At 70.4% G+C, this 26,756-nt stretch carries 27 protein-coding genes and 1 pseudogene; 15 read left to right on the top strand and 13 right to left on the bottom strand.

Annotated features, from left to right (window positions below):
- Positions 1–66 precede the first annotated feature (66 nt).
- Positions 67–714: a C40 family peptidase gene (locus tag ABOD76_RS18740; RefSeq protein WP_350243473.1), complete on the top strand. Its 648-nt coding sequence runs from the start codon at positions 67–69 to the stop codon at positions 712–714.
- Between the two features lie 59 nt (positions 715–773).
- Here the strand turns inward: ABOD76_RS18740 and ABOD76_RS18735 are convergent, their stop codons facing one another.
- The gene (locus ABOD76_RS18735; protein WP_350243472.1) at positions 774–1,451 is read right to left on the bottom strand and encodes an outer membrane lipoprotein carrier protein LolA; all 678 of its coding nucleotides are present in this window, start codon (positions 1,449–1,451) and stop codon (positions 774–776) included.
- Between the two features lie 189 nt (positions 1,452–1,640).
- Positions 1,641–2,546: a hypothetical protein gene (locus ABOD76_RS18730; RefSeq protein ID WP_350243471.1), complete on the bottom strand. Its 906-nt coding sequence runs from the start codon at positions 2,544–2,546 to the stop codon at positions 1,641–1,643.
- An 84-nt stretch (positions 2,547–2,630) separates the two neighbouring features.
- Between ABOD76_RS18730 and ABOD76_RS18725 the strand changes: the two genes are divergently transcribed.
- Both ABOD76_RS18725 and ABOD76_RS18720 read left to right on the top strand, forming a co-directional pair.
- The gene (locus ABOD76_RS18725) at positions 2,631–3,122 is read left to right on the top strand and encodes an LEA type 2 family protein (RefSeq protein WP_350243470.1); all 492 of its coding nucleotides are present in this window, start codon (positions 2,631–2,633) and stop codon (positions 3,120–3,122) included.
- Positions 3,119–4,279 (top strand): amidase, encoded by a 1,161-nt coding sequence (locus tag ABOD76_RS18720; RefSeq protein WP_350243469.1) that lies wholly within the window; start codon positions 3,119–3,121, stop codon positions 4,277–4,279. Before ABOD76_RS18725 ends, ABOD76_RS18720 begins: the two co-directional genes overlap by 4 nt.
- A gap of 6 nt (positions 4,280–4,285) precedes the next feature.
- Here the strand turns inward: ABOD76_RS18720 and ABOD76_RS18715 are convergent, their stop codons facing one another.
- Complete coding sequence (locus ABOD76_RS18715) at positions 4,286–4,984, bottom strand: FadR/GntR family transcriptional regulator (RefSeq protein WP_350243468.1); 699 nt, start codon at positions 4,982–4,984, stop codon at positions 4,286–4,288.
- A 114-nt stretch (positions 4,985–5,098) separates the two neighbouring features.
- On the opposite strand from ABOD76_RS18715, the gene ABOD76_RS18710 reads away from it, so the two are divergent.
- Together ABOD76_RS18710 and recQ are read left to right on the top strand one after the other, a co-directional pair.
- Positions 5,099–5,668: an SMI1/KNR4 family protein gene (locus ABOD76_RS18710; protein WP_350243467.1), complete on the top strand. Its 570-nt coding sequence runs from the start codon at positions 5,099–5,101 to the stop codon at positions 5,666–5,668.
- A 165-nt stretch (positions 5,669–5,833) separates the two neighbouring features.
- Positions 5,834–7,957, top strand: coding sequence for a DNA helicase RecQ (gene recQ / locus ABOD76_RS18705; RefSeq protein ID WP_380130071.1), 2,124 nt, complete (start codon positions 5,834–5,836; stop codon positions 7,955–7,957).
- Between the two features lie 50 nt (positions 7,958–8,007).
- Here recQ and ABOD76_RS18700 read toward each other — a convergent pair whose 3' ends face one another.
- From ABOD76_RS18700 to ABOD76_RS18685, 4 genes are all read right to left on the bottom strand, one after another.
- On the bottom strand, positions 8,008–8,205 hold the full coding sequence (locus ABOD76_RS18700) for a hypothetical protein (RefSeq protein ID WP_350243466.1): 198 nt from the start codon (positions 8,203–8,205) through the stop codon (positions 8,008–8,010).
- 23 nt (positions 8,206–8,228) lie between these two features.
- Complete coding sequence (locus tag ABOD76_RS18695) at positions 8,229–9,998, bottom strand: SLC13 family permease (protein WP_350243465.1); 1,770 nt, start codon at positions 9,996–9,998, stop codon at positions 8,229–8,231.
- Positions 9,999–10,112: 114 nt separating this feature from the next.
- The gene (locus tag ABOD76_RS18690) at positions 10,113–11,213 is read right to left on the bottom strand and encodes a [LysW]-lysine hydrolase (protein WP_350243464.1); all 1,101 of its coding nucleotides are present in this window, start codon (positions 11,211–11,213) and stop codon (positions 10,113–10,115) included.
- Positions 11,191–12,222, bottom strand: a complete 1,032-nt coding sequence (locus tag ABOD76_RS18685) for a hypothetical protein (RefSeq protein ID WP_350243463.1) — start codon at positions 12,220–12,222, stop codon at positions 11,191–11,193. Before ABOD76_RS18685 ends, ABOD76_RS18690 begins: the two co-directional genes overlap by 23 nt.
- A gap of 131 nt (positions 12,223–12,353) precedes the next feature.
- On the opposite strand from ABOD76_RS18685, the gene ABOD76_RS18680 reads away from it, so the two are divergent.
- The 4 genes from ABOD76_RS18680 to ABOD76_RS18665 are packed head-to-tail and all read left to right on the top strand — an operon-like array spanning position 12,354 to position 13,677.
- On the top strand, positions 12,354–12,623 hold the full coding sequence (locus ABOD76_RS18680) for a hypothetical protein (protein ID WP_350243462.1): 270 nt from the start codon (positions 12,354–12,356) through the stop codon (positions 12,621–12,623).
- A gap of 30 nt (positions 12,624–12,653) precedes the next feature.
- The gene (locus ABOD76_RS18675) at positions 12,654–13,043 is read left to right on the top strand and encodes a hypothetical protein (RefSeq protein ID WP_350243461.1); all 390 of its coding nucleotides are present in this window, start codon (positions 12,654–12,656) and stop codon (positions 13,041–13,043) included.
- Complete coding sequence (locus ABOD76_RS18670) at positions 13,040–13,429, top strand: hypothetical protein (RefSeq protein ID WP_350243460.1); 390 nt, start codon at positions 13,040–13,042, stop codon at positions 13,427–13,429. Before ABOD76_RS18675 ends, ABOD76_RS18670 begins: the two co-directional genes overlap by 4 nt.
- A 2-nt stretch (positions 13,430–13,431) precedes the next feature.
- Positions 13,432–13,677: a hypothetical protein gene (locus ABOD76_RS18665; RefSeq protein ID WP_350243459.1), complete on the top strand. Its 246-nt coding sequence runs from the start codon at positions 13,432–13,434 to the stop codon at positions 13,675–13,677.
- Positions 13,678–13,683: 6 nt separating this feature from the next.
- On the opposite strand, the gene hisD is transcribed toward ABOD76_RS18665, so the two are convergent.
- The 3 genes from hisD to ABOD76_RS18650 are packed head-to-tail and all read right to left on the bottom strand — an operon-like array spanning position 13,684 to position 16,857.
- Entirely contained in the window at positions 13,684–14,994 is a 1,311-nt protein-coding gene (gene hisD / locus ABOD76_RS18660) for a histidinol dehydrogenase (RefSeq protein WP_350243458.1), read from the bottom strand.
- A 29-nt stretch (positions 14,995–15,023) separates the two neighbouring features.
- Positions 15,024–15,671 (bottom strand): hypothetical protein, encoded by a 648-nt coding sequence (locus tag ABOD76_RS18655; RefSeq protein ID WP_350243457.1) that lies wholly within the window; start codon positions 15,669–15,671, stop codon positions 15,024–15,026.
- Positions 15,672–15,684: 13 nt separating this feature from the next.
- The gene (locus ABOD76_RS18650; protein WP_350243456.1) at positions 15,685–16,857 is read right to left on the bottom strand and encodes a phosphopentomutase; all 1,173 of its coding nucleotides are present in this window, start codon (positions 16,855–16,857) and stop codon (positions 15,685–15,687) included.
- Between the two features lie 64 nt (positions 16,858–16,921).
- Between ABOD76_RS18650 and lptB the strand changes: the two genes are divergently transcribed.
- From lptB to treS, 3 genes and pseudogenes are all read left to right on the top strand, one after another.
- Positions 16,922–17,698, top strand: coding sequence for an LPS export ABC transporter ATP-binding protein (lptB, locus tag ABOD76_RS18645; protein WP_350243455.1), 777 nt, complete (start codon positions 16,922–16,924; stop codon positions 17,696–17,698).
- Between the two features lie 86 nt (positions 17,699–17,784).
- The gene (locus ABOD76_RS18640) at positions 17,785–18,225 is read left to right on the top strand and encodes an OsmC family protein (RefSeq protein ID WP_350243454.1); all 441 of its coding nucleotides are present in this window, start codon (positions 17,785–17,787) and stop codon (positions 18,223–18,225) included.
- A 130-nt stretch (positions 18,226–18,355) separates the two neighbouring features.
- A pseudogene (gene treS, locus ABOD76_RS18635) lies at positions 18,356–20,021 on the top strand (maltose alpha-D-glucosyltransferase).
- 143 nt (positions 20,022–20,164) lie between these two features.
- Here the strand turns inward: treS and ABOD76_RS18630 are convergent.
- The 3 genes from ABOD76_RS18630 to ABOD76_RS18620 all read right to left on the bottom strand — a co-directional run bounded on the left by ABOD76_RS18630 (position 20,165) and on the right by ABOD76_RS18620 (position 22,465).
- Entirely contained in the window at positions 20,165–20,491 is a 327-nt protein-coding gene (locus ABOD76_RS18630; RefSeq protein WP_350243453.1) for a barstar family protein, read from the bottom strand.
- A gap of 124 nt (positions 20,492–20,615) precedes the next feature.
- On the bottom strand, positions 20,616–21,701 hold the full coding sequence (locus ABOD76_RS18625; RefSeq protein WP_350243452.1) for an enolase C-terminal domain-like protein: 1,086 nt from the start codon (positions 21,699–21,701) through the stop codon (positions 20,616–20,618).
- The gene (locus tag ABOD76_RS18620; protein ID WP_350243451.1) at positions 21,698–22,465 is read right to left on the bottom strand and encodes an ATPase; all 768 of its coding nucleotides are present in this window, start codon (positions 22,463–22,465) and stop codon (positions 21,698–21,700) included. Before ABOD76_RS18620 ends, ABOD76_RS18625 begins: the two co-directional genes overlap by 4 nt.
- A 112-nt stretch (positions 22,466–22,577) precedes the next feature.
- Between ABOD76_RS18620 and ABOD76_RS18615 the strand changes: the two genes are divergently transcribed.
- The 3 genes from ABOD76_RS18615 to ABOD76_RS18605 all read left to right on the top strand — a co-directional run bounded on the left by ABOD76_RS18615 (position 22,578) and on the right by ABOD76_RS18605 (position 26,756).
- Positions 22,578–23,771 carry an acyl-CoA dehydrogenase family protein gene (locus tag ABOD76_RS18615; RefSeq protein ID WP_350243450.1) on the top strand — a complete coding sequence of 398 codons (1,194 nt, stop codon included), beginning with the start codon at positions 22,578–22,580 and terminating at the stop codon, positions 23,769–23,771.
- A 61-nt stretch (positions 23,772–23,832) separates the two neighbouring features.
- On the top strand, positions 23,833–24,783 hold the full coding sequence (locus ABOD76_RS18610) for a DUF58 domain-containing protein (protein ID WP_350243449.1): 951 nt from the start codon (positions 23,833–23,835) through the stop codon (positions 24,781–24,783).
- On the top strand, positions 24,780–26,756 hold the full coding sequence (locus ABOD76_RS18605) for a transglutaminase TgpA family protein (RefSeq protein WP_350243448.1): 1,977 nt from the start codon (positions 24,780–24,782) through the stop codon (positions 26,754–26,756). Before ABOD76_RS18610 ends, ABOD76_RS18605 begins: the two co-directional genes overlap by 4 nt.

Genomic DNA, 26,756 nt, shown 5'->3' with positions numbered 1-26,756 from the left:
AAATCCCTGCCACTCGCCCAAGAATAAATGCTGAATAAATAAACCTCTGGTAAACTCCCCGCATTCATGTCCATCCTTCGCGCTTTTCTCCTGACCGCCGCCGCCATGAGCATGGGCAGTGCAGCACTGGCAGCGAGTTACACCGTCAAGGCTGGCGATACCCTTTACAGCATCGCCCGGAAGGCCAATATGGAGCCGGCCGACCTGATGCAGCTCAATCATCTGAGCAGCAGCACGATCCAGCTGGGGCAGCATCTCAACCTCGGGGGCACGGCCGCTCCTGCATCCAAGCCCCAGACCACCGCCAAGCCTCAGACCGCCGCCGCACCGGCTCACGCCAGCGGCGGCGCCTACATTCGGACCGTCGCCAGCCGGCTGCTGAACATTCGCTACCTGCTGGGCGGAACCGGAGGTAACGGCATTGACTGCAGCGCATACACTCGCGCCGTGTTTCAGCAGCTCGGGGTGAACCTGCCGCGCACAGCCCGCGCGCAGTTCGGAGTGGGTTCTCCGGTGTCGCGCGGAAACATCCAGGCGGGCGATCTGGTGTTCTTCAACACCGCCGGTGGCGGCGTGTCGCACGTAGGTATCTACCTGGGCAACGGCGAATTCGCCAACGCCAACAGCTACAACGGCCGCACCATGATCGAGAGCATGACCACCACGTACTGGTCTCAGCGGTACGTGGGCGCTCGCCGCGTGCTGCGCAGCTGATCCGTCTCTGAGACAAACCGGCCCCCACACCATGTGGGGGCCGGTTTGTTTCAGAAGGATTACTGGCGCACGACTTCAGCGTTCTTGGGGAGCATGCGCAGCGTGGTGGCGCTCAGCCCCGCGTTGGTCTTGTAGTTGTTGAAGCTGAGGTCCGCCACCACCTTGTTGCCACTGTCCAGCCACTGCACGCGGGTGGGCCGCCAGCCGGCCTCGCTGATCCAGACGCGCGCCTTGCCATCATTGACGCCGGCGGCCTTGGCGGTGCCCTCCAGCTGGAACACCCGGTTGCCGGCCGCCCCGCTGCTGCCCAGCAGGCGCACGTCGTAGTTCTTCAGCAGCGCGCTGAGGTTGCTGATCTGGCTGAAGTCCAAGCCGCTCAGGCCCGCCTGCCCGGTGGCCTTGGTCAGCGGCGTCACCGTCACCTGGTTGGTGAGGTACAGGTAGTTGCGGATCTCGGCCTTGTCCACCACGACGATGTTGTCGGCCAGTGAGTCGGGCGCGTTGAATACGATGCGCGCCAGATTCGCGGCGGGGATGCTCTGGATGTTCAGGTCAATCTTCTGGTTGCTGCCCTGCACGCTGGCCGTGCCGCTCAGCCGGAAGCTGATGTCCTTGGCGCCGCGCTGGCTGGCGTCCACGCGGCTGATGATGTCCGTGGCCGTCTGGGCCTGGCTGGTGGCGAAGGTCGTCAGGCCGGTCAGCGCGAGGCCCAGGGCCAGGAGGGGAGAAGTCTGCATGCCGCCAGTCTAGCGGCCCGCCTCATGAGAAGCCGTCCCTCTGCCTGACGCCGGTTTAAAGCAGATGGCGAACACAGGAACGGCGGCAAGGCGCTCTGGGTGCGCATTTTCTGACTGGGATCTGATGCTTCTGAAATTAGTAAAAAACAAAGAAGCGGGGCTAAATTCTAGGAATAGCAGACCAGTGTCTCAGGGCTGCTCGGCGTCCTCGCCCAGGGGCAGGGTGTATTGGACCCGCCCCCCAAATCCTGACTGCCCGCTGACCGACTGGCCGCCCCGCAGTTCCAGCAGCAGCGTGCCGGGGCCGGTGGACAGGTTTGCCTGGACGCCATACCGCAGCGGTTCGCTCACCGTGCGCCAGGGCTCGTACGCCACGTACAGCCGCAGGTCGCTGCCGTCTCCCAGCCGGTCCGGGAGCTCCAGACTGCCGCTCAGGCCCAGGGTGCCCGAGCCGTACAGGGCGTCGGCCACCACGGTCAGGCCACTCTCGGCCACGTAGCTCACCCCGGCGCTCACAGCCAGCACCTGCTGACCCACCCGCGCGCCCAGCCGGTAGCTCAGCGCGTCCCGGCGGAATTCTGCGCCCACCAGCACGCTGCTCTGGCCGCCCAGGGTGCTGTCCAGATTCAGCAGCAGATCGCGCCGCAGCCGGTAGCGGGCCGTGACGCCGGCACTGAAGCCGCGGCTGCGCAGGTCCGGGGCCGCCTCCGCCCAGCGGGCCAGCGGATCAAAGCGTTCCAGGGCCGCCGTCCAGCTGTTGAGCCCCAGCGTCAGGGCCACCGGGCCGGCGGTGCCACTCAGGTTGAGCGCGCCGCGCAGGCCACCGCTCCACAGCACCCCCGCGCTGGCCTGCGCCCGCGCCGTGCCCACGCCGGGCAGCACCAGCGCCCGGGTGGCGCTCAGGTCCGCCCCGGAGGTGCTCAGGCCGGCGCCCAGGGTGAAGCTGCCCGCCTGATACTCCCTGACCCCGAAGCGCAGCTGTGCGGAAGCGGCGGAGGAGGCCGTGGCCGCGATGTCCAGCTGAATGGCCCCGGCGCCGCTGACCGTGCCCAGGAGGCCGAGCGTCAGGGCCAGCCGGCGTGAAAGGTGCGTCATGCTTCGACCATAACAAAGCCCGGCGGCCGCCGGCCTGCCAGCTTTCTTCACCCGCAGGGGGCTCCGGACCCTTACACTCGGCGCATGCGCCTGCTGCCCCGACTGCTGCTGCCCTCCCTAGCCCTTACCCTGGCGGCGTGTGCGCCCCGGCAGGTCATCCAGGTGCCGACCTTCCAGGTGCAGAGCGTGCGCCTGACCGGACTGGACCTGCCGCTGGGTGGCCGTCCGGCCACCGCGTACCTGACGCTGAACCTGCGGGTGCAGAACCCCAACCCGCTGCCGCTGCGGATGGCCAACATCGCCGGCACCTTCGTGCTGGACGGGCAGGAGGTGGGACGCGTCAACCTGCCGGATGTGGCGCTGCCGGCGCGCGGCGAGGCCCTGCAGCGGGCCGACGTGTCGCTGCCGCTGACCCTCAACAGCCTGTCCAGTTTCCTGCGGGTGGCGCGTGGCCAGCAGGTCAGCTACCGGTTGGACGGCAGCTTCACCGCCGATCTCGGTCTGCTGGGCCGCCCCACCTTCGGCCCCTTCACGCTGGTGCAGGGGCTGCTCCAGCAGCCGGCCATCCTGCCGTGAGCGGCCCTGCCGATCCGGTCTGGGCCTACCGGCCAGCGGAGCCGCTGCCGGGCCGGGCGGGCGGCCCGCTGTCGGGGCTGACCTTCAGCGTCAAGGACCTGTACGGGGTGGACGGCTGGCCGCTGCGGGCCAGCACCCTGGCGCCGCTGCCGGAGGTGGCGCCCAGCCCGCTGGTGCCGCGCCTGCTGGACCTGGGCGCCACCCTGGTCGGCAAAACCCAGCTGCACGAGATCGCGCTGGGCATCACCGGGGACAATCCGTTCGGCGGCACGCCCAACCCGCTGAACCCGGCCCACGTGGCGGGCGGCAGCAGCAGCGGCGCGGCGGCCAGCGTGGCGAGCGGCGAGGTGGAGTTCGCGCTCGGCACCGACACCGGGGGCAGCATCCGGGTGCCGGCGGCGTGGTGCGGCGTGGTGGGCTTCAAGCCCGGCAAGGGCAGCGCCGTGTGGCCCACCGAGGGGGTGCTTCCGCTGTCGGTGACCTGCGACCACGCCGGACCGCTGGCGCGCGACCTGAGTACCATCGTGCGGGTGCACTCGGCCCTGCAGGGGCGACCGGTGGCCCCGCAGTCGTGGAAGGGGGTGCGGGTGGGGCTGTGGCACCCGCGCGGCTGGATCGACGAGGCGGCGCACGCGGCGTTGCTGGACCAGTGCGCGCAGCTTCAGCGGCTGGGCGCCGAGGTGCAGGAGGTGACGTTGCCGGACATGCTCGACGCCTACTCGGACATCGTGCAGAGCGAGGCAGCCACGGTTCATGCGGCGGCCCTGTCCCTGCCGGAACCGGGGTTCTCGCCGGGGACGCTGGCGCTGCTGCGGCGGGGTCAGGGGCTGAGCGCGGAGGTGGTGGAGGCCGCCCGCACCCGCCGTCAGGGGTACCGTAGCCTGCTGAACAGCGTGTTTCAGGCGGTGGACGTGCTGCTGGCCCCGGCCGTCCCAACGGCCGCCCCGCTGGCGGGCCAGAGCAGCGTGACGCTGGGCGGGCAGGACGTGCCGCTGCGGGTGGCGGTGCTGCGGTTGACCGTGCCGTTCTCGCTGTTGGGCGTGCCGGCGCTGATGCTGCCCCGGCGCACCGACGACGGCCTGAGCGTCGGGGTGCAGCTGGCGGCCAACCGGGGCGACGGCGAGCGGCTGCTGGGGCTGGCGACGGCCCTCGGCTGAGCGGGCCTAGCGCTGCCGGGTGCCGGTGAGTTCACGCAGGCCCACATTGAGGTGGGCCCGCATTGCCCGCTTGGCCGCGCTCGCGTCCTGCGACTGCAGCGCCTCCACAATGCGCTGGTGGTCGCTCAGGCACTGGCTGCGCAGCTGCGGCAGGGCGCTCAGCCGGTCATCGAGGCTGGGCGGGAGCGACTGGGTCCGCTCGGTCCACAGCGTCCGCACGATGTCCGCGAGCGCCTGATTGCCACACTGCGCGGCGATCTCCTCGTGAAACTCGCGGTCCAGCCGGTGATTCCACTCGCCACGGCCCACCGTCGCGCGCAGGTCGCGCACATTCTGCTGCAGCCGGGCCAGCGCCTCGGCACTCAGCCGGGTGGCCGCCAGTGCGGCCAGTTCCGGCTCGATCAGCAGCCGGGCCTGCTGGATTTCAGCCGGTGTGTGGCGGGCGTCTGCCGTGGGCGCGTCGCTGCCGACCGGGTGATGCCGCACGAACAGGCCCGCGCCCACCCGCACCTCCACCAGCCCCGCCACCTCCAGCGCGATGATCGCCTCCCGGATGGTTGGCCGGCTGACGCCCAGTTGTACGCTCAGGTCGCGTTCGGAGGGCAGCTGCTGGCCGGGCGCATACTCGCCCTCCCGGATCATCCGGGCGATCTGGGCCGAGACGCGGGTATAGAGTCTGTGGAATTCCACGGTCTGCAGCGGCATAAGCTCTTTCCTCCGTATGACGGTCGGGACGCGTCGGGTTCAGGGTAGCACCAGCGCCGCGCACCGAGCAGGACAGACCGTGGCGTCAGCCACTACCATGAAGCGGGAGCCGACATGACCGAACAGACCAGCGATACACAGCGGCAGGCGGGTGAGCCGGACCTGCAGGCCGCCTGGGCCCGCATCGAGGCGTGGTATGCCCGGCAGGCGGGTGCGCCGCCGCTGCCCGACGGAGCTTCGGAGGCCGCCATTGCCCGCCTGGAACGTCACCTGCGGCTGCGGCTGCCGGACCCCTTCCGGAGGTCACTTGCCCGCCACGACGGGGTGCCAGAAGGCCACTGGCCGCATGGGGAACTGCTGTCGGTACACCGCATCCGGGAAGAGTGGGACATCTGGGACGGGCTGCAGAAGGACGGCGGCTTCGCGGACATGGAGGCCACGCTTCACCCAGACGCCCGGCTTCAGCCGCGTTGGTGGGACGCCGGGTGGGTGCCGGTGGACGCGGATGGGGGCGGCAACAGCACCTGCCTGGACCTCAACCCGGGTCCGAAAGGTCAGCTGGGCCAGCTGATCAAGATAGACCATGAGCGGGGACCAGGCGGACCGAAGTACCCGGATTTCGTGGCCTATCTGCACGCCGCCGCCGAGCTGCTGGAAGCGGGGAAGCAGAACCTGAGCGGTTGAGGGGTGGGCGACGCTCGGGCGAGAGAGTTCCATGAAGGAGGGCCATATCTGCCCCCAGTATCTGGATGACGGCACGCACTTCAGGGGCGGCTTTCCACCGAACCCCTTCCGTCCCCAGCTACGCTCCTAACAGAATTCTCCTCCGGGGTGCGCTAGACTGCCGGTGTGACCGTGACCGCTGACGTTTCCGCCCAGAGTCTGCAGGTACTGCAGACCGTCTTCGGCTACGACCGCTTCCGGCATGGGCAGGCGGAGATCGTGCAGACACTGGCCAGCGGTGGCAACGCGCTGGTCCTGATGCCCACCGGCGGCGGCAAGAGCCTGTGTTACCAGATTCCGTCGCTGGTGCGGCCCGGCACCGGCATCGTGGTCAGCCCGCTGATCGCGCTGATGAAGGATCAGGTGGACGCCCTGCGCGAGAACGGTGTGCGGGCCGCCTACCTCAACAGCACCCTCTCACCGCAGGAGGCCCGGGACGTCGAGACGGCGCTGCTGGCCGGCGAGCTGGACCTGCTGTATGTGGCCCCGGAGCGGCTGCTGCTGCCGCGCACCATTCAGCTGCTGGACCGCACGCCGCTGGCGCTGATCGCCATTGACGAGGCGCACTGCGTGTCGCAGTGGGGCCACGATTTCCGGCCGGAGTACCAGGGCCTGAGCGTGCTGCCCGGCTACTTTCCGCAGGTGCCGAGGGTGGCGCTCACCGCCACCGCCGACGACCGCACCCGCGCCGACATCGTGCGGGTGCTGGAGCTGGAGGGCGCCCCGCAGTTCGTGGCCAGTTTTGACCGGCCCAACCTGCAGTACCGGGTGGCCCAGAAGGCCAGCCCCAAGACGCAGTTGCTGGAGTTCATTCGCAGCGAGCATCCCGGCGACGCCGGCATCGTGTACTGCCTGAGCCGCAACTCGGTGGAGCAGACCGCCCAGTGGCTGGCCGCGCAGGGGGTCCCGGCGCTGGCCTACCACGCCGGCCTGAGCGTCCGCGAACGCAATGCGGTGCAGGAGCGCTTCATCCGTGAGGAGGGGCTGGTGGTGGTGGCCACCGTGGCGTTCGGCATGGGCATCGACAAGCCGAATGTGCGCTTCGTGGCGCACCTGGACCTGCCCAAGAGCATCGAGGGCTACTACCAGGAGACTGGCCGTGCCGGGCGCGACGGCCTGCCCGGCACCGCCTGGATGGTGTACGGCCTGCAGGACGTGGTCAACATGCGCCGGATGCTGGCCCAGAGCGCGGCCCCGCCGGAGATCCAGCGCCAGGAGTCGGCCAAGCTGGACGCGCTCCTGGCGTACTGCGAAACGGCGAAGTGCCGACGCTCGGTGCTGCTGTCGTACTTCGGGGAGGCGCGCGAGGGCGGGTGTGGCAACTGTGACACCTGCCTGACCCCCCCCACCATCTGGGACGCCACCCGTCCGGCGCAGATGGCGCTGTCGGCGGCGGTCCGAACCGGCAACCGCTTCGGGGCGGGGCACCTGATCGACGTGCTGCGCGGCAACGCCACCGAGCGCCTGACGACCCTGGGCCACGACCGTCTGCCGACCTTCGGGGTAGGCAAGACGCTCAGCGAGACCGAGTGGCGCAGCGTGTTCCGGCAGCTGACGGCGCTCGGCTACCTGACCACCGACGCCGAGGGCCACGGCTCGCTGGTGGCCACCGGCCGGGCGCGGGGGGTGCTGAAGGGCGAGGAGCCGGTATCGCTGCGGGCCGAGGCGGCGCTGCCCACCCGTGACGAGCGGCGCCGGGCCGCCCGTGGCCAGCCGCACGGGGCCGATCCCCTGTTCGACGCGCTGCGGACGCTGCGCCTCTCGCTGGCCCGCGAGCACGGCGTGCCCCCCTACGTCATCTTCCACGACGCCACCCTGCGGGCCATGATCGAGGCGGCCCCCCGCACCCTGGCTCAGCTGGGCGCGGTGAGCGGGGTGGGCCAGCGCAAGCTGGACAGCTACGGCGAGCAGTTTCTGGCGGTGCTGACCGGGGCGGAGCTCGGTGCGGCCCCGGACCCGGCCGAGCGCGGAATGGCCAGCAACCGGGCGGTGCTGGACGTGCTGAAGGGTGGCGCGGGCAAAGCCTCTGGTGCCGGCGAACTGGTGAGCGCCCTGAAGGCCTGGCGCACGGCCACCGCCCAGGAAACCGGCCGCCCCAGCTTTACGGTGATGAACAACGCCACGCTGGAGGCCATCGCGGCGCGGCGTCCCCGCACCGAGGCGGACCTGCTGGCCGTGCCGGGCATGGGACCGGGCCGGGCCGAGCACTACGGCGAGGCGCTGCTGCGGCTGGTCCGCGAGCACGCCTGAACAAGAACGGCCGCCGCCCCACTCTGGGGCAGCGGCCTGGGTGTTGCCGTTCAGATGAACAGCGGGGCTTCGGGGTCATCGGCGCCGACGCGGTCCAGGGGCGGGCGTGACATCACCCAGGCCGAGATGGCCACCCCGATCACCACCCCCACCGCCACCAGAATGGCGGTGGTGGTCTGGTGTTCGCGGATGGCGGCTTCCAGATCCAGGTCGCGCCGCCGGCGGGAGGAGAGAGGCTGTCTGCTCATGGCAGGCAGTCTAGCAGGCGACTTCACGGCTGGAACGGCCACACCAGCGGAATGATCATCACCGAGGCCGCCAGCGTCACCAGGGTCAGCCCGCTGCCGACCCGCACGAAATCGAAGAAGCGGTAGCGCCCCGGTCCGAACACCAGCATGCAGCTCGGCTCCAGCGGCGTGATGAACGAGTTGGAGGCGGCCACCGTGATGCCGATGATGAACGGGCGCGGATCATAGCCGAGCTGCGCCGAGATGCCGATGGCGAGCGGCAGCATCACCAGCGCCGCCGCCTGGTTGGACATCGGCTGGGTCAGCGCCACCGTCACCACGAACAGGGCGGTGAGCAGACCGTATGCCCCCAGCGGTTTGACCACGCCGGCCACCACCCCGATGATCACCTTGGCCGCGCCCGAAGCCTCGAACGCTCCGCCGAAGGTGAGCATGCACGCCACCAGCACCAGTACCGGCCATTCGATGGCCTGGTAGCCTTCTTCCGGCGTCAGCACCTGAAAGGCGAAGGTCAGCGCCACCGCCACCAGCACGCTGACCCCCAGCGGCAGCAGGCCGCTGGCCCCAATCACCACGGCCCCCAGGAACAGCAGCAGTGCCAGCCGGGCCTTGCGACGGTCCGGGTGGCGCTCGGTCAGGTCGTCCAGCACCGTTAGGTCCTCGCCCAGGGAGGACAGCCGGTCGGCCGGGCCCTGCAACAGCAGCACGTCGCCCACCTGCACGCGGGTGCGGGCCAGCCGCTCGCTGACTCGGTTGCGTCGGTGCAGCGCCAGCACCGACGCTCCATAGCGCTCGCGGAAGCGTGACTCGCGCAGCGTGCGGCCCAGCAGCCGAGAGCGTGGCAGCACCACCGCCTCCACCAGCCGCACGTCGCCGGGCCGCTCGGAGGTGCCGCTCAGCACCTGCCGGAGCTTCTGTTCCGGCTTGCTCACCAGTCCCAGCGTGTCCTTGCCGGCCAGCAGCCGCTCGCTGCTGCCCTCCAGCACCAGCACGTCGCCCGAGTGCAGCTGCCGGCCGGCGTCTGGCCCGTGCAGCAGCTGTTCCCCCTGCCGGATCGCCACCACCGTCAGGCCGTGGTCGCGGCCCAGCCCGCTGTCCCGCAGCGTCTGACCGGCCAGCACCGATTCCGGCTGGACCGTCAGCTCCGCCAGGTACGGGCGCTGGCTGCCCTCCGCCAGTTCGGCTTCGCGCTCCGGCAGCAGCCGGGGGGCCACGAAAAACAGGTACGCCAGCCCGATCAACGCCACCGGGAGGCCCACCCAGGCCAGCTCGAAGAAGCCGAGCGGCCGGATGTGGTAGCGCGGCAGCGCGCCCGACACCACCAGGTTGGTGGTGGTGCCGATCACCGTGATGGTGCCGCCCAGGATGGACGCGTAGGCGAGCGGCATCAGCAGGCGCGAGGGCGGCAGCTGGGCCCGGCGGCTCAGCCCCACCACCAGCGGCAGAAACACGGCGGTGGTGGCGGTATTGCTGGTGAAGGCGCTCAGCCCGGCCACCACGCTCAGGAGGCCGCGGGCCATGCCGCCGGCGTTGCGGGCCCGGCGGGCCAGCGCGTTGCCCATGTCCTCAATCACGCCGGTCCGCAGCAGCGCCCGCGTCAGGATGAACAGGCTGGCGATGGTCAACACTGTGTCGGACCCGAAGTTGGCGAACGCGTCCTTGGGCGTGGTCAGGCCGAACAGCAGCAGCGCTGAAAGGAGCAGCAGCGCGGTCACGTCCACCCGCAGCCACTCGGTGGCGAACAGCACCAGCGCGGCCACGAACAGAATCAGGACGACGGTTACCGGGTCCATGTCGCCCCGTCTTGAAGGTCAGGCATCCGGCTGATGATGCGGTGTGGGGCCAGGGGCGGGATGTGCGCGGCGTGATGGGACAGGCAGGGTCGGCTTGAGCGACGGCCCGCCGCTTCAGGCCTGGGGACCCAGCGCCTGACTCACCCGCACCAGCGCGTCCTGCAGCACCGCCACGGCCCGGTCATACTCGGCCAGCGGCAGCCGCTCCTCAGGGGTATGGTCCAGCCGGCTGTCGCCGGGGCCGTAGGCCAGGGTGGGCACCGGCCAGTGCGGGGCCACCACGTTCATGTCGCTGGTGCCGGTCTTGAGCTTGTAGACCGGCGTGCCGCCCGCCTGCCGGATCGCGAGGCGAAGAGCGCGCGCCAGCACGCTGTCCTTGGGGTGCCGCACCGCCACCTCGTCGCCCACGAACTGCACGTCCAAACCCAGGTCGCTGAGCCGGTCGCCCAGTTCGGCGCGGGCCTGTGCCGGCGTGACCTCCGGCGGCAGCCGCAGCCCGAACACCCCGCTGGCGGTCTGCTGCAGGCCGTCCGCCGCGCTCTCCAGCCCCTGCACGGTCGCCTGCACCTGCCCGAAAATGCCGCTGCCGCTGCGCTGCTGGGCCCAGTCGCGCACCCGGAACCAGCCCTCGGTCAGGTCGTCGCCGGCGCTGGTGCCCTCGCCGGCCGTATGAAAGTTGTCCTTGCGCGCCGTCACCTTCACGATCAGCCGGCCCTTGTAGCCGAGTGTGATGCCCTCCCAGCCGCTCGGTTCCCCGATCAGGACCGCGTCCGGGCGATACTGGGTGAGGGCGTGGCGGGCGCCCTTGCTGCTGGGCGCCTCCTCCTCGGTGGCCCCCACACACACGAAACGCGCCTGGGCCAGGGTCTCCGCCGGCAGCTGCGCGACGGCGGCCACGAAGGTGCAGAAGGAGCCTTTGGCGTCCACGCTGCCGCGTCCGTGCAGCACCTCCTCGTGGTCCACCCGCACCGGAATCTCGCCCGGCACCGTGTCGATGTGGCCCAGCAGCACGATGGTGTGCGGCCCGCTGCCGCGCTCGCCGACCGCGTTGCCGGCCTCATCGATGTGCGCCTGGAAGCCGTGCCGCTGCATCCACTCCACCAGAAACCCGGCGCAGGCCTGCTCCTGCCCCGACACCGAGGCGTGCTGCACCGCCCCCACGATCAGCTCGCGGGCGGCCGTGTGGTGCGCTTCAGCCCCGCTCACGGCCGGCATGCAGTTCCTGCGCCACCGAGGCCAGCAGCCCCAGTGCCTGCGCGAAGGCGAGCAGCGCCACGGTGCCCACGCCGCCGGTCAGGACGGTCCAGATGGCGCTCAGGGCGTTGCCGTTCAGGTACTGCAGCACCGCCAGCGCCACGGCGGCCAGCCCCAGCACCACGGCCAGCAGCCGCAGCGTGCGCCCGAAGCCCTGCACGGCGTCGGCATGGTCCAGCAGCGCCTCGGCCGGGCCATTCAGCCGGGCGGGCAGGGGGGCGGGTGCGCTCACCGCCGGCCGGACGCTGGCCTCTTCCAGCTCGCTGGCTGCGCTGGGGGCGGTGTTCCCGATGCGGATGGTGCGTGGAGCCGGGGTGGGCTTGGGGGCCGCCGGCGCCTCGGTCAGGCTGGGCGCGCTGGAGATGACCACCGGTTCCGGCCGCGCCGGGATAGACACCGGCGTGGAGATCGGCTCCGGGGCTATGCTGCGCGGCGCGGGGGAGACAGCGGGTGCAGGCGCCGCGGCGGCCGGAGGGGGCGTGGCCTCGGCCGGTTTGGGGGTGGCCGGGGGCGCTGACTCGGCGGCGGTGACCGGGGCCGGAGGCGTGGAGATCGGCTGCACCTTCGGCATCGGGGCCGGCTGGAAGTGCGGCGTGGTGGGGGCCGGCGTGGTGGCGGACGCGGGCGGCGTCACGCTCTTGGGGGTGGCCAGCGGGGCCACCGGCAGCTGCTTGGCGCGGGCGGTGCTGTCGCGCACCGTCTGGAAGAAGCGCTGCACCCGGCCCGGATCGTAGCCGAGCAGGCTGGCGGTCACGGCGGTGCGCCCAGCAGTCTCGACCCGCAGCATTCCCTCGCGGTCGCTGTGGATGCGCGTCACGTCCCGCAGCGGCACCCGCGACAGCAGCGCACCTTCCTGATACACCAGCTCATCGGGGAAGAGGGCGAAGAAAGCCTGCTCGTGATCCAGCGTGGCGAGCGGCGATGTGCCGAGCCCGGCCTGGAGCAGCGCGGAGTGGATGCGGTCGTTCATATCCCGTGCAGAATACCGGATGCTGCCGCTCCAGCCCCGCCGCCTGGGCATGAAGGTGCAGGTAAGCCCGTCTAAAGCCGGCTCAAGCGGCCCCTCACCGGGCTGGGCCTTCTGCAGCCGACAGTGAGATCATGACCAAGGACCTGGGCGACATCGAGATTGTCGGCAAGAGTGTCGAGGAGATTGATCAGGACACCGAGAACCGTGTCAATTCATCGGTGCCCAACGAGCAGCGAGGCGACGAAACCGGCGTGCCGGTGATCTTCCCCGGCGTCAACCAGTCGTCGCCCGGCACCCCGATCATGGGGGCGGTGCCGGTGGCCCCACTGCTGGCCACCCAGACCCTGCGCGACGAGACGCGCGAGCAGAACCGCGATTCTGCGGACAGCAGCGAAGAATAGCCGGTCCGCCGCCGTTGCTAGACTGAGGCCATGAGCTGGCTTCGTATGGTGGTGGCGTGGGTGGCCGGTCTGTCCGGCGCCCTGATCGGTTATGGCGTGGTGTATAACCACGGCCAGCCCCGCAACCCGCACCCGGACCCGCAGCTGGCGCTGACGCTGGCCCCGCTGGAACTGGGTGTGGGCCTGCTGTTTGGGCTGTGGATCTACCGGCTGTTCGGCCGTCAGCAGCAGCGGGAGCCCCGAGCCGACGCGCAGGAGCGGATGGTGTTGCGCTTTGCCCAGCGGCGGGGCGGGCGCTTCACCCTGGAGGAACTGGAAGCCGGGTCGCCGCTGCCGGCCGGGCAGGCGGGGGCGGTGGTGGCGCGACTGGTGGAGGCGGGCCGGCTGCAGGGCCACGGCCAGGACTACCGGCTGCCATGACCGGCGAGGACCTGGCCCTGCTGCTGGACGAGTCGGCGCGTGACGACGAAGCGTCGCTGGGGGCGGCGCTGCACCGGGCCGAGGGGCAGGTGCCGCCCCGGGTGGCGTGGCTGGTCACGCACCTGAGCGTGGTCAAGCGCGAGTACTGGACGGCGCTGCACGCGGTGCTGGACACGCCGCTGCCGGCACCGGAGCTGAACCTGTCGGCGCTGTGTGAATGGGAAGGGCGGACGGTCCGGACGCTGAGTGCGGCCCAGCTGGAGCAGACGCTGAGCCATGCGGGCCGCACCCTCACCGTGGCGGCCCTGCTGCGGCTGAACGCCCGGCATACCGTCTGGCACGCCGGACAGATTGCCGCGCTCAGCAACGGCCCGCGCTGGGCCTGAGGGTGAGCGCTCCGGACGCCCTCTTCGACCTGGCGATCAACCGGGCGGCCACCACGCTGCGCGGCCTGCGGACAGCCGACCCGCACGCAGCGCTGGCCGAGTGGCACGCCCGGACCCGCTTTGCTCGGCGGGTGCCGCTGGCCGAGGTGTGGCGCTGTCTGGAGCAGCGACCGCAGGCGGACGGCGAGTGGCACTGGCAGGGTGGCCCCACGGGCGGCTGGCAGCCGGGCCGGGCGCGGTTTCCCTGAGCCGGGTCAGTCGAGCCGGGACTCGATGGCCCGGGCGTGCGCTTCCAGCCCCTCCACCCGCGCCAGCAGGGCCGCCGCCGGGCCGATGCGCTGCAGCTCGGCCCGGTTGACGCCCACCACCGAGATGATGTTCTGGAAGTCGCGGACATTGACCGGGCTCATGAACCGGGCGGTGCCGCCGGTGGGCATCACGTGGCTGGGTCCGGCCAGATAGTCGCCCAGCGCCTCCATGCTGTCCTCGCCCACGAACACGCCGCCGGCCCGCTGCACCCGGCCCAGCAGCGCCCAGGGGTCGCGGGTCAGCAGGCACAGGTGCTCCGGCGCGTACAGGTTAGCCAGATCCAGCGCCTCGTCCAGCGACTCGGCCAGCACGATCTTCATGCGGCTGTCCACACTGTCGCGCGCCCAGCTGCGGTTCGGTTCCGGCAGCCGTTCCAGCTGGCCGCCCAGCTCGGCCTGCACCGCGACGAGCAGCTCGCGGCTGGTGCTGACCAGCACCGGCTCGGCGCCCAGGTGCTCGGCCTGGGCCAGCAGGTCGGCGGCCACGAAGCGGGCGTCGGCGGCGTCGTCGGCCAGCACCAGCGTCTCGGTCGGTCCCGGCAGGCTCTCGATGCCCACCTGCCCGAAGACCATCCGTTTGGCGATCACCACGAACAGGTTGCCGGGGCCGGCGATCTTGTCCACGCCCGGCACCTGCCCGGTGCCGTAGGCGAGCGCCGCGATCGCCTGCGCCCCGCCCAGCCGGAACACCCGCCGGATGCCCAGCTCACGGGCGGCCACCAGGATCGCCGGGTGAATCTGCCCGGAGCGGTCTGGCGGCGTGGTCACGATGATCTCCGGCACGCCCGCCACCTGCGCCGGCACCGCCACATGGATCAGGGTGCTGACCAGCGGGGCCAGGCCGCCCGGCACGTAGATGCCCACCCGGGAGAGCGGCCGCACCAGCTGACCCAGCGCGCCGCCCTCGCCGTGCTCCAGAAAGCCGTGGGCCGGCTGCCGCTGATAGAAGTCGCGGACCCGCTGAATTGCCAGCCTCAGGGCAGCGTGCAGCTCCGGGTCCACCGTGGCGGCGGCCAGCTCGTCGGCGCCGACCTCCAGCCGCTCGGGCCGGCTGCCGTCCAGCCGCTCGGTCCAGTCGAGCAAAGCCGCGTCGCCGCGCTGCTGCACGTCCTTCAGGATGCGTTCCACCACCTGCTCGGGCGTCAGGCGCTCGCCGTACAGCTGCTCGTTGCGCTCCAGCACGCTCTCGGGAACGGAAATTTCGGAAAACCGCCGGGTCAGGGCGGCGCGGGCATCGGGGCCGTGCAGGATGTTCATGGAGGGTCCTTGGTGGGGGAGATCGGGGCCTATTTGCGCGGGCGCCGCCGGGGCTGGCCGCGCTGTTCGCGGGCTGGCTGCTCGCGCCGGGGACGGGCGGACTGACTCTGCAGGTCCAGCGTGGTCTCCACGCTGCCGTAATCGGTGGGCTGCACCAGGCGCAGCAGCCGGTATGGGGGCGCCTGCTCCACGTACACGTGGCTGCCACCGGGGCGCAGCAGGTAGCTCCACACCGGCACGCCCTGCACCTCGGTCTCGGGCAGCGCCTGCACATGCACCACGCCGCCCACCATCTGGGCCGCGCCGCCGCTGGCCCGGGCCGGGTCACGCAGCCACAGCAGCAGTGACAGTGGATCGTGGTGGTCAGTGACCAGCGGCTTGTGGGCCTCGTCCTTGCCCTGGCGCAGGGTGATCAGGCCGCTGCGTTCGTCGAAGACGGTCTCGAAGCCGGGGCGCTTGGTGTGGCCGTCGGCCTCGGCGTAGGCGAGGCTGGCCCCGCTGCGCGCGTGCATCCGAGATTCCTGGATGCGGCGCACCACCGGCAGCACCCCGCCGAAATCGGTCTGTACCCGCGCCACCAGCGAGCCGCGGTCCGGGCGGATCACCCACTCCTGGGTGCCGGCAAAGCGGCCTCCCAGCGTGAGCGTGTAGCTGGCCTGTTCCGGCTGGGCGTTCACCGGTCGCCCCCGGTCATTGCAGCAGGCTCCAGAAGCTGGTGCCAGGGCCGTTCCAGCTCGCACCCAGCGCCTCGGCCACCGTGGCGCCCAGGTCGGCGAAGGTGCTGCGCTCGCCCAGCGGCACCGCGCCAATCCCCGGCCGGTAGCCGAGCAGCAGGCCATACTCGCGGGTGTGGTCGGTGCCGGTCCAGGTCGGGTCGTTGCCGTGGTCCGAGACGATCAGCAGCGCTCCGTCCTCCGGAACGGCGGCCAGCAGGTCCGGCAGCGCCGCGTCGAAGGCCGCCAGCGCCGCCGAGTAGCCGGCCGGGTCGCGGCGGTGGCCGTACTTCGCATCGAAATCCACAAGGTTGGTGAACAGCAGGCCGTCGTAGTCCTGCTGCATGCGGGCGAGCGTCTTGCGGATGCCGTCGGCGTTGTTGTCGGTGTGGATCTCCTCGCTGAAGCCCCGGTGGGCGTAGATGTCCGGAATCTTGCCGATGCCGATCACCTCGCGTCCGGCCTCCCGCAGGCTGTCCAGCACGGTGGGTGGCGGCACCAGCGAGTAGTCGCGCCGCAGCTCTCCGGCGCGCTCGTAGGGGCGCTGGCCCCGGAATGGCCGCGCGATCACGCGGGCCACCGCGTACTGGCCCTGCAGGATCTCGCGGGCCGCCTCGCACCAGCGGTACAGCGTCTCGATCGGCACCACGTCCAGGTGGGCGGCGATCTGGAACACGCTGTCGGCGCTGGTGTATACGATCGGCAGGCCGGTCTGGAGGTGCTGCTCGCCGTAGTCCAGCAGCACCTCGGTGCCGCTGTAGGGCCGGTTGCACAGGTAGCCCTGGCCCTGCCCGGTGGTGCCGATGGCGGCCGTGAAGCGGTCCATCACCTCCGGCGGGAAGCCGTCCGGGAACACCTGAAAGGCGTGCTCCAGCTGCACCCCCATGAACTCCCAGTGGCCGGTGCTGGTGTCCTTGCCGGGGCTCACCTCGCGCATGCGGCCGTAGGCGCCGTGCACCTCCACCGTGCCGGCGCCCTCCAGCTGTACGCCCGGCAGGTTGGCCAGCCCCAGCCGCGCCAGGTTCGGCAGCCGGGCGGGGGCCGCCTGCAGCGTGTGGTTGAGGGTGTGGGCGCCCACGTCGCCGAACTGCGCGGCGTCCGGCAGCTCACCCACGCCCACCGAATCCAGAACGATGATGCTGAACTTCATGCGGCCAGTGTAGAGCGCGGGAGGGGACGCGGGGCGTCTCATGGCCCCCTGCTATGCTGCCGGCATGACCGTGCCGTCCCCTGACGCCGCCTTCGCCGATTCGCGCCCGGACCGCCTGCCGGAACTGACTGCGGCCCGCCTCTCCAAAACGTATGGCCGCCGCCGGGTGGTCAAGGGGGTGGACCTGCGGGTGGCGCGCGGCGAGATCGTGGCGCTGTTCGGGCCGAATGGCGCCGGCAAGACCACCACCTTCTACATGATGGTGGGGTTCATCCGCCCCGGCGGCGGCCGCATCCGGCTGCGCGGGCAGGACATCTCCAACCTCCCGATGCACCAGCGCGCCCGGCTGGGCGTAGGGTACCTGCCGCAGGAACCCAGCGCCTTTCGCAAGATGAGCGCCCGCGACAACCTGCTGGCGATCCTGGAGTTCCAGCCGATCAGCCGCGCCGAGCAGGAGGCTCGCGCCGATCAGCTGCTGGCCGAGTTCAACCTCTCGGCCCTGGCGAACAGCATGGCCGACCAGCTGTCCGGCGGCGAGCGGCGACGGCTGGAGCTGGCCCGGGCCCTGACCACCTACCCGGACTTTCTGCTGCTGGACGAGCCGTTCACTGGCGTGGATCCCAAGAGCATCCGCGAGATTCAGCGCCTGATCCTGGACCTGCGGGATCGGCGCGGCATCGGCGTCTTCATCACTGACCACAACGTGCGCGAAACGATTGCCCTGACCGACCGGGTGTACCTGATGTACGACGGCGAGGTCAAGTTCGAGGGCACCCCCCAGGAGTTCGCCACCGACGAGGACGCGCGCCGGCACTACCTGGGCGACGATTTCGTGCTGTAACGGAGCTGAACCTCAAGAACGTCATAAGTCAGGCGGCTCGGCGCAGCTCAGGCCAGCATGCTCTGATGATGGGCGGAGGTTCCACCATGGCAGACATTGCACGACAGGCGAGTGCCCACTGGACCGGAGACCTGCGCAGCGGCCAGGGCGAGGTCAGCACCGGCAGCGGCACCCTCAAGGACGCCCAGTACAGCTTCAAGACCCGCTTTGAGCAGGGCGTCGGCACCAACCCTGAAGAATTGCTGGCCGCCGCGCACGCCGGCTGCTTCACCATGCAGCTCTCAGCGCTGCTGGCCGGTGACGGCCACGATCCTCAGGATCTGCGCACCGAGGCGACCTGCGAGATGGTCAAGGACGGCCCCGGCTTCCGGATCAGCACCATGCGCCTGAAGATCACCGGGCGGGTCGGCAACATCGATCAGGCTGAGTTCGAGCGGCACGTGGCCGAGGCGGCCGACATGTGTCCGCTCAGCCGGGTGATGAAAGGCAACGTGGAGATCGTCCACGAGGCGACGCTGACCCAGTAACGGAGGCAGAAGTGGCCGCTGCCCTGAGCGATCCGGGCGGCGGCCACTTCCATGTGGACCCTGAGCCGGCGCTCTGGACGTCCCGCTGTCCCTTCATCCGGGTCCGGCACAATTGATTACACTCTTGCTCATGACCCAGGCCGCCCCCGCCCATGTGGAATGGTACAAGACCGCCGTGTTCTACGAACTCTCCGTCCGCACGTTCCGCGATGGCAATGGCGACGGCAAGGGAGACTTTCCCGGCCTGACCAGCAAGCTGGACTACCTCAAGGCGCTGGGCGTGGACTGCCTGTGGCTGCTGCCGTTCTACCCCAGCCCGCTGCGCGACGACGGCTATGACGTGGCCGACTATGTGGGCATCCATCCGGACCTGGGCACCCTCGACGACTTCAAGGTGTTCCTGCGCGAGGCGCACGCCCGTGGCCTGCGCGTGATCAGCGACTTCGTGACCAACCACACCTCCAGCGATCACCACTGGTTTCAGGAGGCCCGCAAGGGACCAGTGCTGGAGAACGGCGAGCCGAATCCGTACTTCGACTACTACGTCTGGAGCGACACCGGCACCGAGTACAGCGGCGCGCGCATCATCTTCACCGATACCGAGACCAGCAACTGGACGCTGGACCCGGAGGTGGGCAAGTACTACTGGCACCGCTTCTTCAGCAACCAGCCGGACCTGAACTTCGACAACCCGCAGGTAGTGGAGGAGCTGCTCGCCGCGGCGCGTTTCTGGCTGGACCTGGGCGTGGATGGATTCCGGGTGGACGTCGGTGCCGTACCTGATCGAGCGCGAAGGCACCAACTGCGAGAACCTGCCGGAAACGCACGACATCCTCAGGCGCTTCCGGCGGCTGGTGGATCAGGAATACCCGGGCCGCCTGCTGCTGGCCGAGGCCAACCAGTGGCCCGAGGACGTGGTGGAGTATTTCGGCCACGACGACGCTCCGGAGTTCCACATGTGCTTCAACTTCCCGGTGATGCCGCGGCTGTACATGAGCCTCAAGCGTGAGGACGCCAGCAGCATCCGCGACATCATGGGCCGCCTGCCGGAGATCCCCAGCTACGGCCAGTGGGCCACCTTCCTGCGCAACCACGACGAGCTGACGCTGGAGATGGTGACCGACGACGAGCGCGCCTTCATGTACGCCGCCTATGCCCCGGACCCGCGCATGAAGATCAACGTGGGCATCCGGCGCCGGCTGGCCCCGCTGCTCGACAATGACCGCCGCCGCATGGAACTGCTGAACGCCGTGCTGCTGAGCCTGCCGGGCAGCCCGATCCTGTACTACGGCGACGAGATCGGCATGGGAGACGACCTGTCGCTGGCGGACCGCAACGGCGTCCGGACCCCGATGCAGTGGCACGCCGGCAGCAACGCCGGCTTCTCCACCGCCGACCCTGCCGACCTGTTCTTCCCGGTGATCGGGGACAGCGTCTACGGCTTCCACCGCGTCAATGTGGAGAGCGAGGAGCGCGACCCCGGCAGCCTGCTGCAATTCAACCGCCGGCTGCTGGAACTGCGTCGGCAGAACCCGGCCTTCGCGCTGGGCGGCCTGCATTTCGTGGACACCGACAACCCGGCGGTGCTGGCTTACACCCGCGAGCATGACGGCAACACGCTAATGGTGGTGGCCAACTTCTCAGCCAACGCACAGGCGGCCCATCTGAAGCTGGAGCATCTGCAGGGCAAGACGCCGGTGACGCTGACCGGCGGCGCGGCGTTCCCGGCCATCACGGACGGCGGCTACTCGCTGAGCATCGGGCGCTACGACTGGTACTGGCTGAAGCTGATCTGAGCAGGAGAATAAACGCGGTGCAGAGGCTGAGATAATCCCCCTCTGCACTTGTTGTCTATAGACATGTGATCATGATTTCCAAGAGGAATAACGATTGAGTGAAGTTGTGAATCGCTCAGTCCAATTTTCGTAAAGGGCATTATCTATTCGAGAATGACACTCAGCCGCGGAAACACCTCCCGTTCGATGTAGCGTCGATTGGTAAAAGCAACGCAGGAGAGGAATTCGTTCCAGACGTCAGGCAATGCAGACGAAAATTCCGCGGAATGTAGCAGATGAATGTGGAGCAGCTCGTCCGGGCCTAAATTGATGTTCGACATGCCGTCCCCTTCATCCAGGTAGGTCAGACCGTCGCCCCAGGCATTCATGTTGCGGCCATAGAAATCGGGAGAGCCGAAGGTAGACTTTGACACTTCATGGAAAGAGTCCCAGTCGTGAATACCCGACGTGTCCAGAGTGACGTGGGCCATGGAGCCATTTTGACTCGGCGGGCAGGGCTGTCAGGCTTTCGTAGCTTTCACTGGCCTCGCCAAGGAGGTTCAGGTCATCGAAGAATTGGAGCGGACTCAACGGTGCAGCCGTCGAGTGCCTGCCTTACATCCGGTACCGCTCCAGCTTCCCTTCATCAAGGCGGTGCTCACGCAGTGCCGCCACGTCCAGCCAGCCGTCATCAAACACGATCGGCCGGTCCAGCAGGTCATCCTGCAGCTTCAGGACGAAGCTGAGCTCGCTCGGTTCGGTCACGCCCGCCTGACTGGCCATCAGGGCGGCGTGCAGGGTCCCCAGGCCGGTGCTGGCCTGCGAGCCGATCATCACGCCCAGGCCTGCCTGCTGAGCGCGCGTCAGCATTTGCAGGCTGTCGGTGAAGCCGTTGCGGGCGGTTTTGATATTCAGAATGTCGATGGTGCCGAAGTCCAGCTCGCGTTCCAGGTCGGCGGGCGTGAAGCAGCTGTCATCCCCAATGATCGGCAGTAGCGCCTGTGCCCTCAGCGCCTGACGCTGGCGCAGCAGCCGCACCGGCAGCGGTTCCTCCACATAGGTCAGGCCCGCCTCGCGCATGGCCCGCAGCGCCGCCGGCGCCAGTTCGGGGGTTAGCGTCTCGTTGCTGTCGGCGTAGAGCTGCACCGCGTCGCCGTGTTCCTGCCGCAGTGTCCTGATCAGCTCCAGGTCGCGGGCGTGGTCGCGGCCCACCTTGACCTTCAGCACCCGCACCCCGGCGGCCACCACCCGGCGGGCCTCCTCCAGCATCTCCTCCGGGGCCGCGATGCCCAGGATGAAGCCGGGCTGCACCCGGATCTGTGGGCCCAGGAAGCGGTCGAAGAGCGTCTGACCGGCCGCCTGCGCCGCCGCGTCGTGCAGGGCCATGTCCAGCGCGCCCCGGGCGGTATGGTTGTTGACCACGCTGCCCAGCACCCGCCGCCAGCCCGCCTTATCGGTGATCTCCAGGCCCTTGAGCCCTCCTTCCAGCAGGGCCAGCACACTCTGCACGGAGCCGACCGTTTCGCCGTAGATGGTCGGGCGAGGGGGCGCCTCCGCCTGGCCCAGCGAGCCGTCGTCAAGCCGCACCCGCACCAGCACGTGCTCGGCCACGCTCAGGCTGGAGCCCTTGCCCCAGGCGAGCGTCCCGTGCAGGGGCAGCCGGTACGGCACAGCCTCCACCGCCACGATCCGCGCGGTCATCGCCACGCCTCCAGCCGCGCGGCCACCTCGGCGGGGGAGAGCGCCACGGTGTCCAGGTCCAGCACGCGCTCGGGCGGTAGCGCACTCAGCGCCGCCCGGGCCGCCGCCGGGTCGTAGTTGAGGCGCTCGCTCAGCACGATGCGGGTCTTGGCCAGGATGTCGTCCGGGCGGTGCCCTTCCTGGGCCAGGGCGGCCAGCTGCTGCAGGTCGTCGGGCCAGAACACCGCCGCGCTGCCGGTCAGGGCCTGGAGCTGCTGAAGCAGGGGGGCCGCGTCCAGCTGCACCTCCACCCGGTCGAAGTGATCGGCCCGGCCCAACAGCCGCCGCACCCGCACCACGTCCGGCGCGTGCAGCGACACGAAACGCCAGCTGGGGTAGTGCTGCGCCGCGTATTGCACCTCGTCCAGCCCGCGCAGGCCGTCGAAGATCAGCGGCCCCGGCCACACCTGCGGGTCGGCGGCCAGCCCGCCCAGCGCCTGCGCCATGCCGCCCGGATGCTGCTCCCGGTAGCGGGCGGTCAGGCGGAAGCGTTCCTCGCGGTCGGTCACGGGGCCGGCGCTGAGCGACCGGATCATCACGGCGTCGGTGACCTCACGCCGGTCCGGCAGCACCTGTCCCGCCGGACCGCCTAGCGTAGCCAGGGCGGTGCTCTTGCCCACGCCCGTCACGCCCACCAGCACCAGCAGGGGGGAGAGGGCCAGCGCAGTCCAGCCGGGAGGAGCAGCGTCTGAGGGCAGCAGTCCGGGAAGCAGAACCTGTGTCACGGGCTTCAGTCTAGCGGCCCGGGGTGCCCGCTTTCCCGGCCCGTCTACCCACCCGGAACAAACGAACGCCCGTTTGGTCTGCTACACTCCGGGCATCATTTCTGGAGGCCCCATGACCCACCTGCCCTATGAACCGACCGCCGATCAGCGCAGCATGCTGCAGAGTCTCAAGAGCTTCCTGACGAGCCGGGTGGCCCCTGGCGCCGCCGAGCGTGACCAGACCGGCGAGTTTCCGCTGGAGATCACCCGCGCGCTGGGCGAACTGGGCGTGATGGGTGCGCAGACGCCCGAGGAGTACGGCGGCAGCGGCCTGGATACCGTTACCTTCGCCATGCTGATTGAGGAGATCGCGGCGGTGGACGGCTCGCTGTGCCTGACGGTCGCCAGCCACAACTCGCTGTGCCAGGGCCACATCCTGGTGGCCGGCACCGAGGAACAGAAAATGCGCTACCTGCCGGCCCTGGCGTCCGGTCAGCTGCTCGGCGCTTGGGGCCTGACCGAGCCGGGCAGCGGCAGCGACAGCGGCGGCCTGCAGACCCGGGCCGAGGCGCAGCCGGACGGCAGCTGGCTGCTGAACGGCAGCAAGAACTTCATCACCCAGGGCTCGGTGGGCGGCACCTACGTGGTGCTGGCGCGCACCGACGCGGCCCGGCCCGGGCGCAGCAAAACCGACGGCATCAGCGCCTTCGTGTTCAACCGCGCGGAGGTGCAGGGCTTCTCGGTGGGCCGCAAGGAGGACAAGCTGGGGCTACGCAGCAGCGACACCGCCCAGCTGATCTTCGAGGACCTGCGGCTGCCCGCCGACGCCCTGCTGGGCGAGCGGGGGCGCGCCTTCCGCGACGTGATGCGGGTGCTGGATGGCGGTCGCATCGGCATCGGGGCCATGGGCCTGGGGCTGGGCCGCGCCGCCTTCGAGTTCGCGGCCCGCTACACCTCGGAGCGCGAGCAGTTCGGCCGCCCGATCGCGGCCAATCAGGCGGTCGCCTTTAAGCTGGCCGACATGGACGTGCAGCTGGAGGCCGCGCGCCTGCTGATCCGCAAGGCAGCCGAGTTGAAGGACGCCGGCGCCGACTTCAGCCTGGCGGCCGCCCGCGCCAAGCTGTACGCCAGCGAGGTGGGCGTGGCCGCCTGCGACGAGGCGATTCAGCTGCTGGGCGGCTACGGCTACATCAAGGACTACCCGGTGGAGCGGTACTGGCGCGACAACCGCCTGACCCGCATCGGTGAGGGCACCAGTGAGGTGCAGCGGCTGGTGATCAGCCGGCAGGTGCTGAGCCGCTATGCCCAGGAGCCCTCGCTGGCCTGACCCCCAGACGGGTGTGCACCGGCGTGCATCGCTGCACGCCGGTGCGTGCTATCAGTGAGGTGTGACCGCCGCCGCGTCTGCCCCGCCGCCCCGCATCTATGTGCTGCCCACCCGCTTCGGTGCGGCCTTCGCGGTGATGGGGCTGCTGACGTTGATCGGCTGCGTCAATTACCTGCTGAGCCTGGGCTACGCGGTGGCCTTCCTGATGCTGAGCATCTGGATCATGAGCGCGGCGCACGCCTCGCATGCGCTGACCGGGGTGGCCCTGGGCCTGAAGCCGCCGGACCGCGCCCACGCCGGAGGGCTGGCCAGCTACACCGTGACGCTGCACAACAGCCGCGCGGAGCCCAGGCCCGGCGTGCGGGTCCGGTCCGGTCAGGCGGAGCTGCGGCTCAACCTGGAGGCGGGTGGCCAGCAGAGCGGGGTGCTGGGCCTGCCGATGACGGCGCGTGGGCCGTTCGTGATGCCGGACCTGCGGATCGAGGCGCATGATCCGCTGGGGTTGTGGCGCTCGTGGGGGGACGTGCCGCAGGGAGTGCTGACGACGGCGGAACTGCTGGTGGCGCCGGACCCGGAACCGCAGCCGCCCACGCCGGAACGCGGGGTGGAGCACGCCCAGGGCCAGCGTCGCCGCGCGGCGACCGGACAGGACGACCTGAGCGGGCTGCGCCCCTACCGCGACGGCGACCCGCTGCGTTCGGTGGCGTGGCGGCACGCGGCCCGCACCGGCGACCTGCTGACCCGCGAGTACGACTCGCCCACCGCCCAGGTGGTGCAGCTGGACTGGGACGCCACCCGGACGCTTCTGCACACCGAGCAGCGGCTGTCCCGGCTGACCGCCTGGGTGCTGGAGGCCGAGCGGCAGGGGTTGCGCTTCGGGCTGCGGCTGCCGGGGCAGCGGCTGGAGCCGGGCGCGGGTGAGAGCCAGCTGCGCCGGGCCCTGGCCCTGCTGGCCGTCCACGACCTGCCGGTGCCGGGCCCAGTCCGTTCGCGCCGCTGGAGGCGGCCTTGACGCTGATCGCGCGGCTGCAGCGCCCGGTGGGACGGGGCCGCCCGCTGCCCGCCCATGATCGGGTGCCGGCCCAGCCGCTGCTGCTGACCCTGGCGGTGCTGGCCTTCACGATGCTGCCCTACGTGACGCGGCTGCCCATCTGGCTCAGCGTGCTGGTGGCGCTGCTGCTGGGCGGGCGCGCGCTGATTGCGCTGCGCGGGTGGCGTCAGCCGCCGGTCTGGGCGCTGTTGCTGGTGGCAGCGATTGGGATGTGGGGCATCAGCTCGGCCTTCGAGACGCTGGCCGGGCGCGACGGCGGCACCGCCGCCCTGGTGCTGCTGGTGGCGCTCAAGACGCTGGAAACCTCGCGTCGGCGTGACGCCACGCTGCTGGCCCTGCTCGGCTACTTCGTCACGGTGTCGCACTTCTTCTTCGATCAGAACACGCTGGTGGCGCTGCATGCCCTGGTCAGCGTGCTGCTGCTGACCACCTGCCTCGCGCTGCTGCGCGGGTACGCCGCCGATCTGCGCTGGAGTCCACAGCTGCGCCGCTCGGGCGTGCTGCTGCTGCAGGCGGCGCCGCTGACGATTGCGCTGTTTCTGCTGTTCCCGCGCCCGGACGGCCCGCTGTGGCAGATGCCGGTCAGCAGCCACTCGGCGCAGTCGGGGCTCTCGGACCGGGTTACGCCCGGCTCGGTCAGCAACCTCGCCCAGAGCGACGCGCTGGCCTTCCGGGCCAGTTTTGAGGGGGCCATGCCGCCGCCGGAGGAGCGCTACTGGCGCGGGCCGGTGCTGGAAGACTTCGACGGTCGCCAGTGGACCGAGGCGCGGGTGCCGGTGGAACCGTGGGACATGCAGGTGGGCGGCGTGCCCTACCACTACCAGCTGACGCTGGAACCGACCTCACAGCCGTGGGCGCTCGCGCTGGACGTGCCGGAGACGCAGCCGGACGGCACCGTGCTGACCACCCTGGCACAGCTGCTCCGCACCGACGGCGGAGCGACGCGTCGTCAGCTGCGGCTGAACGCCTACACGCAGTTCCGCTATGGCCTGGACGCCAGCCCCCTGCGGCTGCAGGTGAACCTGTTCCTGCCCGCCGGCGGCAACCCGCGCGCCCGTGCCCTGGCCGCGGGCTGGCGGGGGCTGCCGCCGCTGCAGCGCGTTCAGGCGGCCTACCGCTTTCTGCAGCAGGGCGGCTTTCAGTACACCCTCCAGCCCCCGCTGCTGGACGGCCCGGACCCGATGGATCAGCTGCTGTTCCAGACCCGGCGGGGCTTCTGCGAGCACTTTGCGGGTGCCTTCGCGTACCTGATGCGCGCTGCGGGCGTGCCGGCTCGGCTGGTCACCGGTTATCAGGGCGGTCAGCAGAACCGGGCCACCGATGGAAGCAGCTACCTGCTGGTGCGCCAGGCCGACGCGCACGCCTGGGTGGAGGTGTGGCTGGCCGGCCAGGGCTGGCGGCGGGTGGACCCCACCGCCGCCGTGTCCCCGGCCCGCATTCAGGACGGCCTGACCGCCGCGCTGCCCGAAGATCAGGTGCCGGCCCTGCTGCGCGGCGGCAGCCTGTTGAGCCGCCTGAGCCTGCGGCTGGACGCGCTTCAGAACGCCTGGAACACCTGGGTGGTCGGCTATGACGCCGCGCAGCAGGGGCTGCTGCTCAGCCGCCTGGGGCTGGGCGAACTGGGCAGCCTGCGCTACGGGCTGGCGCTGCTGGCGGCGTTGGCCCTGGCAGCCATCCCCGCCCTGCTGCTGGCCCGGCGGCGGCAGACGGCCGACCCGCTGCTGCTGGCCTACCAGCGCCATGCCCGTCGGCTGGGCCTGCCGCTGGATGTGGGCGAGACGCCCGCCGAGTATGCCCACCGGGTGGCTGCCGCCCGCCCGGATCATGCGGAGCGCATTCAGACGCTGACCCACGACTACCTGACGTTGCGTTATGGTCCGCGCGTGGAGCCGGAGCAGGTGCGGGCCTTCCTTCGGCGCGCCCGCCAGCGCTGA

The organism is Deinococcus sonorensis KR-87 (assembly GCF_040256395.1).
In the GTDB taxonomy this organism is placed as follows: domain Bacteria; phylum Deinococcota; class Deinococci; order Deinococcales; family Deinococcaceae; genus Deinococcus; species Deinococcus sonorensis.
This window is presented reverse-complemented; position numbering and strand designations above follow the sequence as displayed.